The 14,378-nt window shown below is 58.1% G+C and carries 14 protein-coding genes and 3 tRNA genes; 8 read left to right on the forward strand and 9 right to left on the reverse strand.

What is annotated here, in order from left to right:
- Window positions 1-5 precede the first annotated feature (5 nt).
- The 4 genes from SDENCHOL_RS06105 to SDENCHOL_RS06120 all read left to right on the forward strand — a co-directional run bounded on the left by SDENCHOL_RS06105 (window position 6) and on the right by SDENCHOL_RS06120 (window position 2,454).
- Window positions 6-848 (forward strand): cytochrome C assembly family protein, encoded by an 843-nt coding sequence (locus tag SDENCHOL_RS06105; protein WP_154716432.1) that lies wholly within the window; start codon window positions 6-8, stop codon window positions 846-848.
- A 28-nt stretch (window positions 849-876) separates the two neighbouring features.
- Window positions 877-2,175: an HlyC/CorC family transporter gene (locus SDENCHOL_RS06110; RefSeq protein ID WP_154716433.1), complete on the forward strand. Its 1,299-nt coding sequence runs from the start codon at window positions 877-879 to the stop codon at window positions 2,173-2,175.
- 87 nt (window positions 2,176-2,262) lie between these two features.
- A tRNA-Lys gene (locus SDENCHOL_RS06115) sits at window positions 2,263-2,338 on the forward strand.
- Between the two features lie 40 nt (window positions 2,339-2,378).
- Window positions 2,379-2,454, forward strand: a tRNA-Lys gene (locus SDENCHOL_RS06120).
- 214 nt (window positions 2,455-2,668) lie between these two features.
- On the opposite strand, the gene SDENCHOL_RS06125 is transcribed toward SDENCHOL_RS06120, so the two are convergent.
- On the reverse strand, window positions 2,669-3,238 hold the full coding sequence (locus SDENCHOL_RS06125) for a site-specific integrase (protein ID WP_231912921.1): 570 nt from the start codon (window positions 3,236-3,238) through the stop codon (window positions 2,669-2,671).
- An 18-nt stretch (window positions 3,239-3,256) separates the two neighbouring features.
- Here SDENCHOL_RS06125 and SDENCHOL_RS14435 point away from each other — a divergent pair, with 18 nt between their 5' ends.
- On the forward strand, window positions 3,257-3,667 hold the full coding sequence (locus tag SDENCHOL_RS14435) for a hypothetical protein (protein WP_231912922.1): 411 nt from the start codon (window positions 3,257-3,259) through the stop codon (window positions 3,665-3,667).
- A gap of 434 nt (window positions 3,668-4,101) precedes the next feature.
- Here SDENCHOL_RS14435 and SDENCHOL_RS06135 read toward each other — a convergent pair whose 3' ends face one another.
- Complete coding sequence (locus SDENCHOL_RS06135) at window positions 4,102-6,591, reverse strand: hypothetical protein (protein ID WP_154716435.1); 2,490 nt, start codon at window positions 6,589-6,591, stop codon at window positions 4,102-4,104.
- A gap of 300 nt (window positions 6,592-6,891) precedes the next feature.
- Here SDENCHOL_RS06135 and SDENCHOL_RS06140 point away from each other — a divergent pair.
- Window positions 6,892-6,975 (forward strand) — tRNA-OTHER (locus SDENCHOL_RS06140).
- A 58-nt stretch (window positions 6,976-7,033) separates the two neighbouring features.
- Here SDENCHOL_RS06140 and SDENCHOL_RS06145 read toward each other — a convergent pair.
- From SDENCHOL_RS06145 to SDENCHOL_RS06175, 7 genes are all read right to left on the reverse strand, one after another.
- Window positions 7,034-7,198, reverse strand: a complete 165-nt coding sequence (locus SDENCHOL_RS06145; RefSeq protein ID WP_154716436.1) for a hypothetical protein — start codon at window positions 7,196-7,198, stop codon at window positions 7,034-7,036.
- Between the two features lie 138 nt (window positions 7,199-7,336).
- Window positions 7,337-7,684, reverse strand: coding sequence for a carboxymuconolactone decarboxylase family protein (locus SDENCHOL_RS06150; RefSeq protein WP_197706860.1), 348 nt, complete (start codon window positions 7,682-7,684; stop codon window positions 7,337-7,339).
- A 23-nt stretch (window positions 7,685-7,707) separates the two neighbouring features.
- Complete coding sequence (locus tag SDENCHOL_RS06155; RefSeq protein ID WP_154717379.1) at window positions 7,708-9,165, reverse strand: PhoH family protein; 1,458 nt, start codon at window positions 9,163-9,165, stop codon at window positions 7,708-7,710.
- A gap of 54 nt (window positions 9,166-9,219) precedes the next feature.
- Window positions 9,220-9,675 carry a peroxiredoxin gene (locus tag SDENCHOL_RS06160; protein ID WP_154716437.1) on the reverse strand — a complete coding sequence of 152 codons (456 nt, stop codon included), beginning with the start codon at window positions 9,673-9,675 and terminating at the stop codon, window positions 9,220-9,222.
- Window positions 9,676-9,706: 31 nt separating this feature from the next.
- Window positions 9,707-10,645: a polysaccharide deacetylase family protein gene (locus SDENCHOL_RS06165; protein ID WP_154716438.1), complete on the reverse strand. Its 939-nt coding sequence runs from the start codon at window positions 10,643-10,645 to the stop codon at window positions 9,707-9,709.
- 78 nt (window positions 10,646-10,723) lie between these two features.
- On the reverse strand, window positions 10,724-11,095 hold the full coding sequence (locus SDENCHOL_RS06170) for an SMR family transporter (RefSeq protein WP_154716439.1): 372 nt from the start codon (window positions 11,093-11,095) through the stop codon (window positions 10,724-10,726).
- A gap of 66 nt (window positions 11,096-11,161) precedes the next feature.
- Entirely contained in the window at window positions 11,162-11,533 is a 372-nt protein-coding gene (locus tag SDENCHOL_RS06175; RefSeq protein ID WP_154716440.1) for an Mth938-like domain-containing protein, read from the reverse strand.
- Window positions 11,534-11,705: 172 nt separating this feature from the next.
- Between SDENCHOL_RS06175 and SDENCHOL_RS06180 the strand changes: the two genes are divergently transcribed.
- Both SDENCHOL_RS06180 and SDENCHOL_RS06185 read left to right on the forward strand, forming a co-directional pair.
- Window positions 11,706-12,932, forward strand: coding sequence for a pyridoxal phosphate-dependent aminotransferase (locus tag SDENCHOL_RS06180; RefSeq protein WP_154716441.1), 1,227 nt, complete (start codon window positions 11,706-11,708; stop codon window positions 12,930-12,932).
- A gap of 112 nt (window positions 12,933-13,044) precedes the next feature.
- Window positions 13,045-14,358 carry a homoserine dehydrogenase gene (locus SDENCHOL_RS06185; protein WP_154716442.1) on the forward strand — a complete coding sequence of 438 codons (1,314 nt, stop codon included), beginning with the start codon at window positions 13,045-13,047 and terminating at the stop codon, window positions 14,356-14,358.
- Window positions 14,359-14,378 lie beyond the last annotated feature (20 nt).

The raw sequence follows: 14,378 nt of genomic DNA on the forward strand, positions 1-14,378 counted from the left end.
AAAAAATGACGATGATTCTACTGCATCTGCTTGCGGCGGCCCTGTATCTTGGCCTTGCCGGCCACTTCTGGCGCACGCGCTGGCGCGGGGCGGTGCGCAGCCAGACGCAGCCACATGGCGCGCTGCACGGCTGGGAGCGCGGTCTGCTGCTGGTCACGCTGGCGCTGCATGGCGTCGTCCTCAATCAGGGTATTTTTGCCGATGGCGTGATGCGCTTCGGCTTTTCCGTTTCCCTGTCGATGATGCTCTGGCTGGCCATCGCCGCCTATTGGATCGAAAGTTTCTACACCCGCATGGAAGGACTGCAGATCCTCGGTTTTCCGCTGGCGGCCGTCTGCTCGCTGCTGCCGCTGGTCTGGCCGAGCCCGCATTTGCAGGCCAATACCGATACGCTGGCCTTCCGCGCGCATTTCATCGTGGCCATGCTGGCCTACAGCCTGTTCAGCCTTGCGGCCATGCATGTGCTGCTGATGGCCGCGGCCGAGCGCAGCCTGCACAAGGGCCGGCTGCTGCCTCTGCTTTCCAGCCTGCCGCCGTTGCTGACGATGGAAGCGCTGTTGTTCCGCCTGATCTACATCGGTTTCTTTCTTCTGACGCTGACGGTGCTGTCGGGCGTGTTCTTCTCCGAAGCGCTGTTCGGCAAGCCCTGGTCCATCGATCACAAGACGGTCTTCGGTTTCATCTCCTGGCTGATTTTTGCCGCGCTGCTGCTGGGGCGTCATCTGCGCGGCTGGCGCGGCAGACTGGCCATGCGCTGGACGCTGGCCGGCTTTGCCGTCTTGCTGCTGGCTTATGTGGGCAGCCATTTCGTCATTGAAGTGATCCTGCATCGCGCGGCGGCCGCCTGAGCTGATTCCGCACCTCCAACTCCACCCAATGGATGACATCCCTTTATCGACCCGGCTGATCGTCCTGGCCGTACTGCTGCTGCTCTCGGGTTTTTTCGCCATGGCCGAGGCGGCGATGATGGTGGCGAATCGCCATCGCCTGCGGCAGCTTGCCAAAGAGGGCCATCGTGGTGCGCAACTGGCCGCGCGCTTGCTTGATCGAACCGATCGGCTGATCAGCCTGAGCCTGATTTCCAAGACGCTGATCAATGCTGCGGCCGCCATCTTGACCGGGCACATCGCCCTGACGCTGCTTGGCGCGGAAAAATGGACGCCGGCAATCGGCATCCTGCTCATCACTTTTTGTCTGCTGGTATTTTCCGAAATCACGCCGAAGGTGATTGGCGCGGCCTATCCGGATTGGCTGACGCTGCGCCTGGGCTACATCCTGACGCCCCTGCAGCGCATCAGCGCGCCGCTGGTCAGCTTCATCAACCTGTTTGTCGGGGCGCTGCTCAAGCTGCTGCATCTGGAAGCCGGGAGCGGGCATGGGGCGCAGCGCATTTCGCCCGAGGATCTGCGCGCCATGGTGCTCGAAGCCGGGCATTTCATTCCGCAGCAGCACCAGAGCATGTTGCTGAACCTGTTCGAGCTCGAACGCATCGAGGTCGATGACATCATGACGCCGCGCGGCGAAATCGAAGGCATCGACCTGCAGGCGCCGCTGGAGGAAATCCACCAGCAGTTGGTTACCAGCTTCCACACGCGGCTGCTGGTCTATGACGACGATCCGGGAAACGTGGTGGGCATCCTGCACCAGCGCCGCCTGCTCGCGGCGGCGCTTGCCGGCGAACTCGACCAGGCAGCCTTGCGCGAACAGGTGACCGAACCCTATTTCATTCCGGCAGGTACGACGATCTACGCGCAGCTTCAGTTCTTCCAGAAAAACCGCCAGCGCGTCGGCCTGGTCGTCGATGAATACGGCGAAATCCTGGGTCTGCTGGCGCTCGAAGACATCATCGAGGAAATCGTCGGCAAATTCGCCAGCGGCGTACCCGGCAACAAGACGCTGGCGTGGAGCGGCGACGAAGGCAACCAGGAAAACGGCGCCGCAACCGCGCTGGTCGATGGCGCCTGCACGCTGCGCGAATTGAATCGGGAGCTGAATCTGGACTTCCCCCTGGATGGCCCGAATACCCTCAACGGTCTGATTCTGGAACACCTGGAAGACATCCCCGAGGCCGGCCTCAGCGTCAGGATCGGCGGCGTGCCGATGGAAATCGTGCAGGCCCAGGATCGACGGATCCGCATGGTGCGGATTTTCCGCCCGCCGCTGGCAGAGGCGTAGCGCAGGCACACATGCGCATCGGCAAGATTTTTTTCGTGCAATCGTTTGACAGGAAAATCACCGACTTCTATAATTCGCGGCTCCATTGGGTCGTTAGCTCAGTTGGTAGAGCAGCGGACTTTTAATCCGTTGGTCGCTGGTTCGAATCCAGCACGGCCTACCACGACCCTTCAGGTTCAGGCAGCACAGATTGAAAATTTATTGGGTCGTTAGCTCAGCTGGTAGAGCAGCGGACTCTTAATCCGTTGGTCGTAGGTTCGATCCCTACACGGCCTACCAATACTTAAGCGGCTCTCCGAAAGGAGGGCCGTTTTTTTTTTGGCGGTTCCGTAGCGGAATCGTAGCCAGCGTAGCCAGCCAGAACCCCATCCAACCGCTTCGCTGCATTCGCCAAGTGATCCGGCGCTAGGTGGGCATACCTCTCCACCATTGCCCCGGTTCGCCAGCCGCCCAAGTGCTGCAACTCATGAGTCGGCGTTCCGGCTTGGCGTTGCTACGTCGCCCAGGTGTGCCGCAGATCGTGCCAACGGAAGTTCTCTATGCCGGCGCGCTTTAATGCGGCCCGCCAAGCCTTCGTATTGGCTACGGTCAGCGGCTTACCCTCGTAGGTGAAGACCCGTTCATGATGCTTCCCGAACTGTCGCCTTAAAACTGACAGCGCCATTTCGTTGAGCGGCACAGTGATCGGGCGGCGGTTCTTCGATTGCCAGCCAGGAATCCAGGCATGGTCTTGATCGAGATTCACCTGTGACCAAGACAGCTTCAAAACGTTACCCTGGCGCAGTCCGGTTGCCAACGAGAACAAAACCATTTCCCGCTGATGTTCCGGCAGTTCGTCGAGCAATCGCTTCGCCTGTTCCTTGGTCAATGAGCGTTCGCGGTTTGCAGCTTCTTTAAAGAGCCTAATCTTCGGCACCTTGTCGCCCCATTCCCACTCGTCACGTGCCCGAATGAGAACCGCCCGAATCAGAGCCAAATAGCGATTGGTCGTGGATTTGGTCGCCTCCTTGAGTTTGGCCGCTCGGATACCGTCAATCACGTCTAGCGTAATTTCGTCCAGCATCCGATTCCCGAGGTACGAGTGAAGCCATTTCACTTTCTTCTCATCCTCTCATGCGTCGCCTTCTCGGAGGTCTCCGCTAACCAGCGGCCCGCCGCTTCCTTCCAGGATCGGCTCGGTTTGAGTCCTAGCCTTGGGGACCCAATAAGCCCGTGGGTATGCGTTGAGGTGGAATGGCATAGCCAGGATCGAGTTATTCCCTATGAAGCGCTAACGGCGCCGGGCGAGTACCTTTCCGGGGCCTATGAATGTCTACTGTTTCTCTCGGAGAAGCAGTCGCGTATTGGCACCACACGCCGTTCAGCAAGAATCAGCTTCGACCGGGCAATGATGAATGGTCAGCAGGCGGTGGGCAAGCTGATTAATCTCGCGTTGGAAGTATTCGATGGCGAGTACGCGGAAGTCGTCACACGTCTCCGGCGCGACGGCTAGCCTATATCGGCGCTCGCACCTTTCGCTCACTTAACCACCGGCAAACGTGGTTGCGATTACTGACCACGTTTCGATATTGACGATATCAGAAGAAGATTGTTGTCGTCAAGAAGTTCAATGCAATTCTCATCTTCCTAGAAAACCGTCTATAGGGAGGGGGCGGAGCTCGGCCGGAATGACATTACATTGATACGGATGGTGCTTGTACCCGCGACGGCGACTTACCGCTCTCATAAACCGGCCTCCGGCCTTCCCTTTCTGGATAACTTCAAGAGGCATCCAGAAAGGGATTTATGAGCCTCTGTAAGATCGCCTGCTGGTCTCGGTGGAGGGCATTTGTCATCTACGATTGTTGGCCGGACGAGACGTCGAACGTGTTGACCAGCTCCTTCGGCATCAAAGTCTTCAATGCCAGCGTTCGCAATCCTCTGCGATCATTCATTGTCGGTATCGTCCCCGGATGTACCCCCATAGACACGCCGGACAGAGTTGGCGACTCGGGTCAGTTCTTTTTCCCTCAAACCTTTCGTGTCTATGAACGGATTAGAGCACCATTCAGCAGGTAGATTCCGTTTTTGGCTTTCCAACTGAAGAGGTTCGTACAATTTCGAGAGGTAATCCACAAAGATCCGTACTCTTTCTATCCGACGGTCGACCCTGTTAACTCGGTCGCGCTGTGAGTCGATCTCATGGCTAAGGTTTCGAAGCTGATCCCATACATGACTGTCGGATATATAGGTATCGAACATCAGGTTCTCTAGGAAGGGAAAATATGCGATCAAGTCGCGAACGACATATCCACCCAGCCTGCTTGGCACAAAGCTAGAATGAAGATCGGGAATGTTTTGAGATGACGTATGTATGAATCGAAACCTGCACAAGTCCGTTAAGACTCGCAGAACGACCGCGTCACCGAAGCCAATCCTTCGAAGGCATTCAAGGATGGCAGTGCCATCGATATGCCTAAATGTGGCTGTTGAGGCACAGTTAACGATTCCTGTTAGTACATAGAGTCTTAATAGCTGAGTGCTGTTTATCGACAGCCTTGCGTCGAATGGATTGCCAATCGGCGAGTATTCTTCCGAGTAAACATTTCTGTTGCCGAGTAATATGGCTCTAAACGCCTCATGTTTTGGTAGCACATACTTTTCGCCGCGCCGGTGAGCGTCCCAGGCATTTCCAAAATTGGAATACCCATACTCCAAAAACTCTCGGGTCATTCTTAGGGCAAACCTTACATCATCTGCCGCTAATACCTCAATGCGATTTCCAATTTCAGTGCCCAGCACCGACGCTTGTACAAGATCTATGATAGCCGCAACATTATCCAACTTAACTAGTGCACCATTTTCGGCTGTGAACTGCCCCTTTTGACCATCAAGCAACTGCTTACAGAGATGAAATCGCCGAGAAAGGACGGAGGAAATAATTGGTGGGTCAATTTGCAGAGGATCAAAATCGAAGGCATCGAACGTCGGAGAGTTCTTGTGTCGCGCATATGTGCCACCGCGCATCGCCATAACAAGGTTTATTCCCAGTTTATGTGCGAGCGATATGGCCTCTCCAAAAATGGTCGATTGGTCCGCTTCATTCTCTATTTGATCAATATTGTCAATTACCAAGAAGACAGAGCATTCAGTTGACGCATATTTCAGAATTCGGTCAACATACGGGGTGACACGAGCATATTCCGAAAGCATTAGGTCTGACACGGCCTTGTCGAATAATTCCTTGTTAGCGGAAATCAAGTGCATTGGGCCTTTTCTTAACCCATCGATCTCTTTCTTGAAGGCCTTGCCAACGCATCTGCCGTAGTCTGAAAAATAGTCGTCCTTGATCATGTAGTCTCGGACGCACTCGTAGATAAATTGCACCGATAATCTTGGGTCCGGGCAATCTCTGAAATCGATGTATATCCAATGAGCGTAATTGTGGTTCTTGCTTGGCTCAAACAACTTTCGGGCTTTGACTTTTCTCGTGTAGTGCAGAAATGTCGTCTTTCCGGCACCAACCGTGCCAAGGAGCAATATGGCAAGTGGTCGTGCTTTTGAGATCGAATTAGCCAATCGGTCCTTAAGATAGTTGCTTTCCGAAGACTTCATGGGGCGGACTGGCGCCGTGCTAAATAAATGGTCCCTCTTTGAAATATGGAGGCTAATTCGCTGATCAAATTTCGTAGTGTCAGGGGTTGAGACGTAGCACTTCTCTAAGAGATCTCCGTCAAACTCTGAAATTGAATCTGAGAAAGCCGCAGTTACGGCCTCCTCAATAAGCGGATAGATCGCATTTCGAGAAATCTCTCGATGCGATGGACTGAACGCATTTCCAAGCTTTCGTGCTCCGAATTGATTTTCGGAGCGACCGATTAGAGCGCTTTCTAGTGATCCATCAACCACCGCATCGCGCGATAGAAGACTAACGAATTCCTGGAAATCGTCATGAAGCGCAGACTCTAATGAGGGAAAAACGAACGCATAGGACTCGTTGAACCGTACAACGTCATGACGCTGGGCGGGGAAAATGACCCAAATGGCGCCGTTTGTAACAGCTGCAAACTCAATGCCGAGCTTTCGAGCGTAATCCCTAGCTTGAATTATTGCGTCGCCGAGTTCCCCTGAGACGAACGCCGCGTTTAGTTTTTGCTTCCTCGCATTGCTTGCAACGACAAAATTTGCGGCTGCTTTCTTGGCTTCAACTACAAGGGCTGTGTTTGCGGTTCTCAATACATAGTCTGAAAACGTTGTCTTACCGTCTTCCGAAACGCGTTCTTCGGGGTTGATGTCTTCATCTTCCCATTGGAGGATATCTCGAAGAATCCTATCTATTACCTTCAGCCGAGTCGCAGCTTCATTGGCTTCGCCAAGCATCAAATTCCTATGCTTTTCCAGGAGTTCGTTTCGTAGATCGACTGTTGCATCCGGCATAAGTGGCATCCTGTTTGTTTAATCAGCCTGGAAAGATAGGGGCAACATATTGTAATTTCCTAAATTTTACCAACTCAAAATCAATCCACGGCTGAGATTCGATCTTGGCGTCGCCCCGCAATTGTTGGAGCAACTACGCCACTTATATCTATAACGGTAACCACGGCTACCGCTTCCGGCTGTAGTGCAGCGCATGGCATGGGCGCAATGTGGAACGTAGCGATTTCGTAGCTCCGTGAGTCTGTAACTCCTTGATGTCTATACTTCGTAGCACTTCGTGCAACAAATGCGCGCATCGCAAGGTATTGATTGTATGGGACAATGGCGGCGATTCTGCTCCTCTTAATCCGTTGGTCGTAGGTTCGATCCCTACACGGCCTACCAATAAAAACAAGGGCTTAGCCGAAAGGCTAAGCCCTTGTTGCACTTAGGGCTGCCCAAGTCATGCTGACGGATGGTTTTGATGTTCGCACGCTTTGACCAGTTCCAGTTCGCGCAGGCGGTACAGGTTGCGCGTTCGGGGCTTGTCGTTGAGTTTCAGGTAGCTGTTGGTATTCCATTGGCGCAGATCCGCCAGGGAGCGGGGGCGGCAGCGATCGAGCAGCATGGAGAGGATCGTGTATTGCCGTTATGAGGTTGTGGACACGTAAATGTCCTGGTCCACAAGGTCGAGTCTCTGTCATTCATTGGACGTGGTTCCAGGAGCGGATTCGGCTGGAATAACCGCATCCGACTGTTGGCATCCCTAGATACCTTGCGCCTGATACTGGCTGAGTGCCTGCATGGCTTCGATGCCGTAGACCACCGATGGGCCGCCGCCCATGAGGATGGAGACGGAGACGGTTTCGGCGATTTCTTCCTTGCTGGCGCCGGCTTGCAGGGCGTCGTGCACATGGTAGGAAATGCAGCCGTCGCAGCGCACGGTGATGGCGATGCCCAGTGCGATCAGTTCCTTGGTTTTACTGTCCAGCGCGCCGGGCTTGAGCGCGGCTTCATGCAGCTTGCCGAAACCTTTCATCACATCCGGCATGTCCAGCCCGAGCTTGTCCATCCAGACGTTGAGTTCTTTGTAGTGCTCGGGATAGTTCTTCATGACTTGCTCCATTCGGGGCTGGGTCAAAGTATTTCCGCCGCATGATCGGCCAGCCGCGAGCGTTCGCCGCGTTGCAGGGTGATGTGCCCGGCATGGGGCCAGCCCTTGAAACGGTCGACGACGTAGGTGAGGCCGGAACTGCCTTCGGTGAGATAGGGGGTGTCGATCTGCGCGATGTTGCCCATGCAGACCACCTTGGTGCCGGGGCCGGCGCGGGTGATGAGCGTTTTCATCTGCTTGGGCGTGAGGTTCTGCGCTTCGTCGATGATGAGGAATTTGTTCATGAAGGTGCGGCCGCGCATGAAGTTGAGCGACTTGATCTTGATGCGGCTGCGGATCAGGTCCATGGTTGCGGCGCGGCCCCAGTCGCCGCTGGCGGTGGTCAAGGCGCCGCTGGCTTCTTCGGGCGGGCGGTTGAGGACGTCGAGGTTGTCGTCGAGCGCGCCCATCCACGGCGTCATCTTTTCTTCCTCGGTGCCGGGCAGGAAGCCGATGTCTTCGCCGACGGGGACGGTGACGCGGGTCATGATGATTTCGGAATAGCGCTTGGTATCGAGTACCTGCGTCAGGCCGGCAGCGAGCGTCAGCAGCGTTTTGCCGGTGCCGGCCTGGCCGAGCAGGGTGACGAAGTCGATATCGGGATTCATCAGCAGGTTGAGCGCGAAGTTCTGTTCGCGATTGCGCGCGGTGATGCCCCAGACGGCGTTCTTCTGATGGTTGTAGTCAACCAGGGTTTCGAGCACGGCGCTCTTCAGGTCGGCTTCCCGCACCCAGGCGTAGAGCGGCTGGTCGCCTTCCTGCCAGACGTGTTCGTTGATCAGCAGGTCTTTGCAGAGTGGGCCCTTGATGCGGTAGAAGGTGTGGGTTTCCTGCTTCCAGGATTCGAGTCCCTTGCCGTGCTTGTCCCAGAAGTCGGCGGGCAGTTCGCGCGTGCCGGTGTAGAGCAGGTCGGTGTCTTCGAGCACCTTGTCGTTGAAGTAGTCCTGCGCGGCCAGCCCGAGGGCGCGTGCCTTGATGCGCATGTTGATGTCTTTCGACACCAGGATGACGGGGCGCCCGGGAAATTTTTCGCAGAGGTGTAGCGCGACCGAGATGATCTGGTTGTCGGCCTTGCCGGTCGGCAGGGCGTGCGGGATATTGTTGTCGATGGCCTCGGTCTGCATGAACAGACGGCCGCTGGCAAGCTGGCGCGATGGCGCGGCAAGGGGGATACCTTCCCGGATATCGAGCGTTTCGCCGTAGTCGCTGATGATTTCATCGAGCAGACGGCTGGCCTGACGCGTGTTGCGCGCGACTTCGGTCATGCCCTTCTTGTTGGCGTCGAGCTCTTCGAGCGTCATCATCGGAACATAGATGTCATGCTCCTCGAAGCGGAAAAGGCTCAGGGGATCGTGCATCAGCACGTTGGTATCGAGGACGAACAGTTTGTTCTGCGGACGGTTTGCAGGGGCTTTGCCGGCGGCGGATTTTTTTGCGTTCATCATCATTTCGCTGGAAGTTGGAGGAAGGCGTGTTGTCGTTGTGATGTTGCACTGCTACAGGCCGGCGACGGCCTCGAGGACTTCGGCGGCGTGGCCGTCCACCTTGATGCCGCGCCATTCACGGCGCAGCACGCCATGGCGGTCGAGCAGGAAGGTGCTGCGCTCGATGCCGCGCACCAGCTTGCCGTAGAGCTTCTTCTGCTTGATGACGCCGAAGAGGTTGCAGGCGACTTCTTCCCCGTCGCTCAGCAGCTCGAATGGCAGGCCGAGTTTGGCCTTGAAGTTTTCGTGGGATTTGATGCCGTCGCGCGAGATGCCGACGATCGTGCAGCCGAGGCGGGCAAACGCCGCATGCAGATCGCGGAACTGCCCGGCTTCGTTGGTGCAGCCGGGCGTGCTGTCCTTGGGGTAGAAGTAAATGACCAGCGGAGCGCCGCGAGCGGCGGAGAGTTGAAAGGGTTGGCCGCCAGTGGCGTCCAGGGTGAAATCGGCAACGGGCTGGTCGATCATCGTTTCCCTTTTGACATGTGTCGTGTCGGCTTCATGCGGCGGCGAGATTCCAGGTATCGAGAAAGGGTTCGCCTTGCAACATCAGCGTTTTCCTGCGTTTCCTGTGACCTTCCGATGCTGGAGCCAGCATGCCGCGCACGACTTCATGACGCGGCAGCATGGCTGCATCCAGCGAGGCAAAGATAGCGCGAGTCGAAGTCAATGTATAGCCCTGCTCACGCCAGCCAGTGAGCAGTTTTTCGAAGACCGGCAGCAGCTTCATGCCCTCCAGTTCGGCGCGCAGCGTGAAGACGTGGCCGGACGGCAGCGTCTCCTGGGTGAGATCGAGCAGATGCTCGTGGACGTTGTCGACATTCAGGCCGAGGCCGCCAGGACCGATCAGCTCGTCGATGGTCGGCAGGGTCGTCGGCAGTTGCGGGCAGTGAATCACTTCGCCGCGATAGACCGGCATGTAGGGATGCGTGCCGCGCGTGTCGCAGGCGTAGTCGAAGCCCAGGCGCTGCGTCAGGCGCAAGGCCTGGGCGTTCATCTGCCAGCCGGCGGCAGCGTGGGCCTTGGCCGGGCTGTCGAAGATTTCCTCGAAGCGCTTGCAGGCCTGCTGCATTTCGCGTTCGGTCCAGCGGCTGTCGGCGTGTTCGATGCCATCCTGCCAGCGAACGCGATCCCAGCATTGGATGCCGACTTCGAAACCGGCATCACGCACACTGCGCAGGATTTCCGCGCAACTGCGGCCGATGTCGGGGCCGGGCAGCAGCGTGCCGTAGAGCAGCGTCTTGATGCCGTAATGCGAGAGGAGCGCAGTGTGGCCAGGACGAAAAGCGTGCTTCAATGCGCGCCCACTGTGATCGGGGCCGAGGGCAAGGAAGAAGCTGGCCTCGGCTTCGTGGCGCTGCAGGACTTCGATCAGGCGAGGGACGCCTTGCAGCGTGCCGCGCCAGGTGTTTACGTCAATTTTCAGGGCAAGTTTCAAGTTGAACTCCTGAGCAGCCAGGCGGCGTATCGGGGTACGACGGGTGTGTAAGGCGATGGGGAGGACTCACGCATTGCATCATGAACGCGCCACCACATAAACGCCGATCACGATGAAGCCGATCCCCAGCAGTTTCTGTGCCGACAGCGGCTCGCCGAACCATTGCCAGGCGACGAAGGCATTGATGACGTAGCCGATGGACAGCATCGGATAGGCGATGCTCACCGGCACGCGCGACAGCGCCATGATCCAGACCACCAGGCTGACGACGTAGCAGGCCACGCCGCTCATGATGTACGGCTGGAAGGCGAGCTTGAGGCCTACCGGCAGTAGATTGTCGAGATGAAAATCGAAATGGCCGACGGCATTGGTGCCGGCCTTCAGCAGCAGTTGGCCGCAGGCGTTCAGCAGGACACCGCCGATGATCAGAAGGAAGCTGACGGAGCTCATGGTTTCGGTTTGCTCACAAGGGCGCGGCTGCGGCGGCGCGGTGGTTTGCGTATGTTGCCGCCCGCATCATTCGAGCAGCAGCGCGGCGGCCGCGTTGCGGCCTTCGGCGGCGAGGATGTTGAAAGTACGGCAGGCAGCGCCGGTATCCATGACTTCAACGCCGATGCGCGCTGCCATCAGTTCGCGCAGCAATGCGGGTGGCGGGAAACGCTGCTGGCGGCCGGTGCCCAGGAGCAGGATTTCGCAGCCCAGTTCGATGACCGGGCGGAAATCCTCGGCGCCCAACGCGGCAAAGCCGGCGTCCGCCCATGGCTGGAGAATCTGCCGCGGCAGCAGCAACAGGCTGGTTTCATGGCGCTGGCCGTTGATGTCGATATGGTCCGTGCCGTAGGCGGTAACGACGTTCTGGCCGATATTCAGATCGCGATGGAGTTTCATCGAGCGTGAAGTGCAAGCGTGAAGGCGGCCACGACGGTTTGCGGCACGGGGTGAGCTTCGGTAAGATTATATCCTTTGCCCTGCGGTTGGCCGAAGCAGGGCGAAGCTCTTGCTCTCCCTTGAAAGACAAGGGATTTGGGATTTCCATTACCCAGGAAGGATGGTTCGTTCGATGCAACCCGTGATGAAGTCTGCCAAGCTGGCCAATGTCTGCTACGACATCCGTGGGCCGGTGCTGGCGCGCGCCAGGCAGATGGAGGAGGAGGGGCATCGCATCATCAAGCTGAACATCGGCAACCCGGCGCCTTTCGGCTTCGTCGCGCCGGAAGAAATCATCCAGGACGTCATCCTCAACCTGCCCGAGGCTTCCGGCTACAGCGATTCCAAGGGCCTGTTCGCCGCGCGCAAGGCGATCATGCACTATACGCAGGAAAAAAACATTCCCGGCGTGCAGGTCGAGGACATCTACATCGGCAATGGCGTTTCCGAGCTCATCGTGATGGCGATGAACGCGCTGCTCGATGCCGGCGACGAAGTGCTGGTGCCGGCGCCGGATTACCCCTTGTGGACTGCGGCGGTGAGCCTGTCGGGCGGCACGGCGACCCATTACATGTGCGACGAGGGAGCCGGCTGGCAGCCCGATCTGGATGACATCCGCAGCAAGATCAACAGCCGCACGCGCGCCATCGTCATCATCAATCCGAACAATCCGACGGGCGCGCTGTATCCGGCCGAGCTGCTGAAGGAGATCGTCGAGATCGCCCGCCAGCATCAGTTGATCATCTATGCCGACGAGATTTACGACAAGGTGCTCTACGACGGCGCGACGCATACCTCGATCGCCTCGCTGGCCGGCGACGTGCTGTGCATCACCTTCAACGGCCTGTCGAAGAATTACCGCGCGGCCGGTTTCCGCGCTGGCTGGCTGGTGGTTTCCGGCGAGAAGCGTCATGCCCAGGACTACATCGAAGGCCTCAACATGCTGGCCTCGATGCGTCTATGCGCCAACGTGCCGGCGCAGTTCGGCATCCAGACCGCGCTCGGCGGCTATCAGAGCATCAACGACCTGGTGGCCCCCGGTGGCCGCCTGTGTCGTCAGCGCGACCTGGCCTGGCGCATGCTCAACGACATGCCCGGCGTAAGCTGCGTCAAACCGCAGGCGGCGATGTATTTGTTCCCGCGCCTCGATCCGCAGATGTATCCCATCGACGACGACCAGCGCTTCATCCTCGAACTGCTCGAGCAGGAGCGTGTGCTGCTGGTGCAGGGCAGTGGCTTCAACTGGCCGACGCCCGATCATTTTCGCGTCGTCTTTCTGCCGAACGTCGATGACCTGACCGAAGCGCTCGGCCGCGTCGCGCGCTTTCTCGACGGCTACCGCAAACGTCACGGAACCTGATTTTCGTGGGGAGCGAGGGATGAGGCGAGGTGTTGCCGTGCTCATCCAGTTCTTGCCTCCCTTGCTTCCCTTGCCACTTACGCCTGACTTCTTACTCTTCGCAGAATAAACAATGAAACCCATCAACGTAGGACTCCTGGGTATCGGTACCGTCGGTGGCGGTACCTACACTGTCTTGACCCGCAACGAGGCGGAAATCACCCGCCGTGCCGGGCGGCCGATTCGCATCAGCGTCGTGGCCGACAAGAATCTCGAGCTGGCCCGGCAGGCGACCCAGGGCGCGGCACGATTGGTCGATGACGCCTTCAGCGTGGTCGGCGATCCGGAGGTCGATATCGTCGTCGAACTGATCGGCGGCGTCGGCGTGGCCAGGGATCTGGTACTCAAGGCCATCGAGCACGGCAAGCACGTCGTCACCGCCAACAAGGCGCTGCTGGCCAAGCATGGCAACGAAATCTTTGCCGCTGCGAGCGCCAAGGGCGTGATGATCGGTTTCGAGGCGGCGGTGGCCGGCGGGGTGCCGATCATCAAGGCGCTGCGCGAGGGCTTGACGGCCAATCGCATCCAGTGGATTGCCGGCATCATCAATGGCACGACCAATTTCATCCTCTCCGAGATGCGCGACAAGGGTCTGCCGTTCGCCGAGGTGCTGAAGGAAGCGCAGCGCCTGGGCTATGCCGAAGCCGATCCGACCTTCGACGTCGAGGGCGTCGATGCCGCGCACAAGCTGACCATCATGGCGGCGATCGCCTTCGGCATCCCGATGCAGTTCGACCGCGCGCACATCGAGGGCATCAGCCAGCTCGAAGCGGAAGACATCAAATACGCCGAGCAGCTCGGCTATCGCATCAAGCTGCTGGGCATCACCAAGCGCAAGGAAAACGGCATCGAGCTGCGCGTGCATCCGACGCTGATTCCCGAACGCCGCCTGATCGCCAATGTCGAAGGCGCGATGAACGCCGTGCTGGTGCAGGGCGATGCGGTCGGCGCCACTTTGTATTACGGCAAGGGCGCGGGTGCCGAACCGACGGCCTCGGCAGTGATTGCCGATCTCGTCGATGTGGCGCGCATGCAGACGGCCGATCCCGAGCATCGCGTGCCGCACCTGGCCTTCCAGCCGGATGCCTTGCAGGACACGCCGATCCTGCCGCTGGCCGAAGTGGAAACCAGCTACTACCTGCGCCTGCGCGTCGATGACCAGCCCGGCGTGCTGGCCGACATCACACGCATCCTGGCCGATCAGAATATTTCCATCGATGCCATGATCCAGCGCGAGCCGGGCGAAAACGAGCCGCAGACCGACATCATCATGCTCACCCACCTGACCCGCGAGAAGCAGATCGAAGCAGCCATCGTCCGCATCGAGGCGCTGCCGGTGGTCAAGCGCAAGGTGATCCGCCTGCGCCTGGAAGAGCTCGACAAGTAACTCCTTCATTTACCGGAATG

Source organism: Sterolibacterium denitrificans (genome assembly GCF_900174485.1).
Lineage (GTDB): Bacteria > Pseudomonadota > Gammaproteobacteria > Burkholderiales > Rhodocyclaceae > Sterolibacterium > Sterolibacterium denitrificans.

What these genes read in the sequence shown, in the direction of transcription:
- SDENCHOL_RS06170 (WP_154716439.1), bottom strand. Translation starts at nt 11,095, where the DNA reads ATGAGCTCCGTCAGCTTCCTTCTGATCATCGGCGGTGTCCTGCTGAAC.
- SDENCHOL_RS06135 (WP_154716435.1), bottom strand. Translation starts at nt 6,591, where the DNA reads ATGCCGGATGCAACAGTCGATCTACGAAACGAACTCCTGGAAAAGCAT.
- SDENCHOL_RS06175 (WP_154716440.1), bottom strand. Translation starts at nt 11,533, where the DNA reads ATGAAACTCCATCGCGATCTGAATATCGGCCAGAACGTCGTTACCGCC.
- SDENCHOL_RS06160 (WP_154716437.1), bottom strand. Translation starts at nt 9,675, where the DNA reads ATGATCGACCAGCCCGTTGCCGATTTCACCCTGGACGCCACTGGCGGC.
- SDENCHOL_RS06180 (WP_154716441.1), top strand. Translation starts at nt 11,706, where the DNA reads ATGCAACCCGTGATGAAGTCTGCCAAGCTGGCCAATGTCTGCTACGAC.
- SDENCHOL_RS06105 (WP_154716432.1), top strand. Translation starts at nt 6, where the DNA reads ATGACGATGATTCTACTGCATCTGCTTGCGGCGGCCCTGTATCTTGGC.
- SDENCHOL_RS06110 (WP_154716433.1), top strand. Translation starts at nt 877, where the DNA reads ATGGATGACATCCCTTTATCGACCCGGCTGATCGTCCTGGCCGTACTG.
- SDENCHOL_RS06145 (WP_154716436.1), bottom strand. Translation starts at nt 7,198, where the DNA reads ATGCTGCTCGATCGCTGCCGCCCCCGCTCCCTGGCGGATCTGCGCCAA.
- SDENCHOL_RS06155 (WP_154717379.1), bottom strand. Translation starts at nt 9,165, where the DNA reads ATGAACGCAAAAAAATCCGCCGCCGGCAAAGCCCCTGCAAACCGTCCG.
- SDENCHOL_RS06125 (WP_231912921.1), bottom strand. Translation starts at nt 3,238, where the DNA reads ATGCTGGACGAAATTACGCTAGACGTGATTGACGGTATCCGAGCGGCC.
- SDENCHOL_RS06150 (WP_197706860.1), bottom strand. Translation starts at nt 7,684, where the DNA reads ATGAAGAACTATCCCGAGCACTACAAAGAACTCAACGTCTGGATGGAC.
- SDENCHOL_RS06185 (WP_154716442.1), top strand. Translation starts at nt 13,045, where the DNA reads ATGAAACCCATCAACGTAGGACTCCTGGGTATCGGTACCGTCGGTGGC.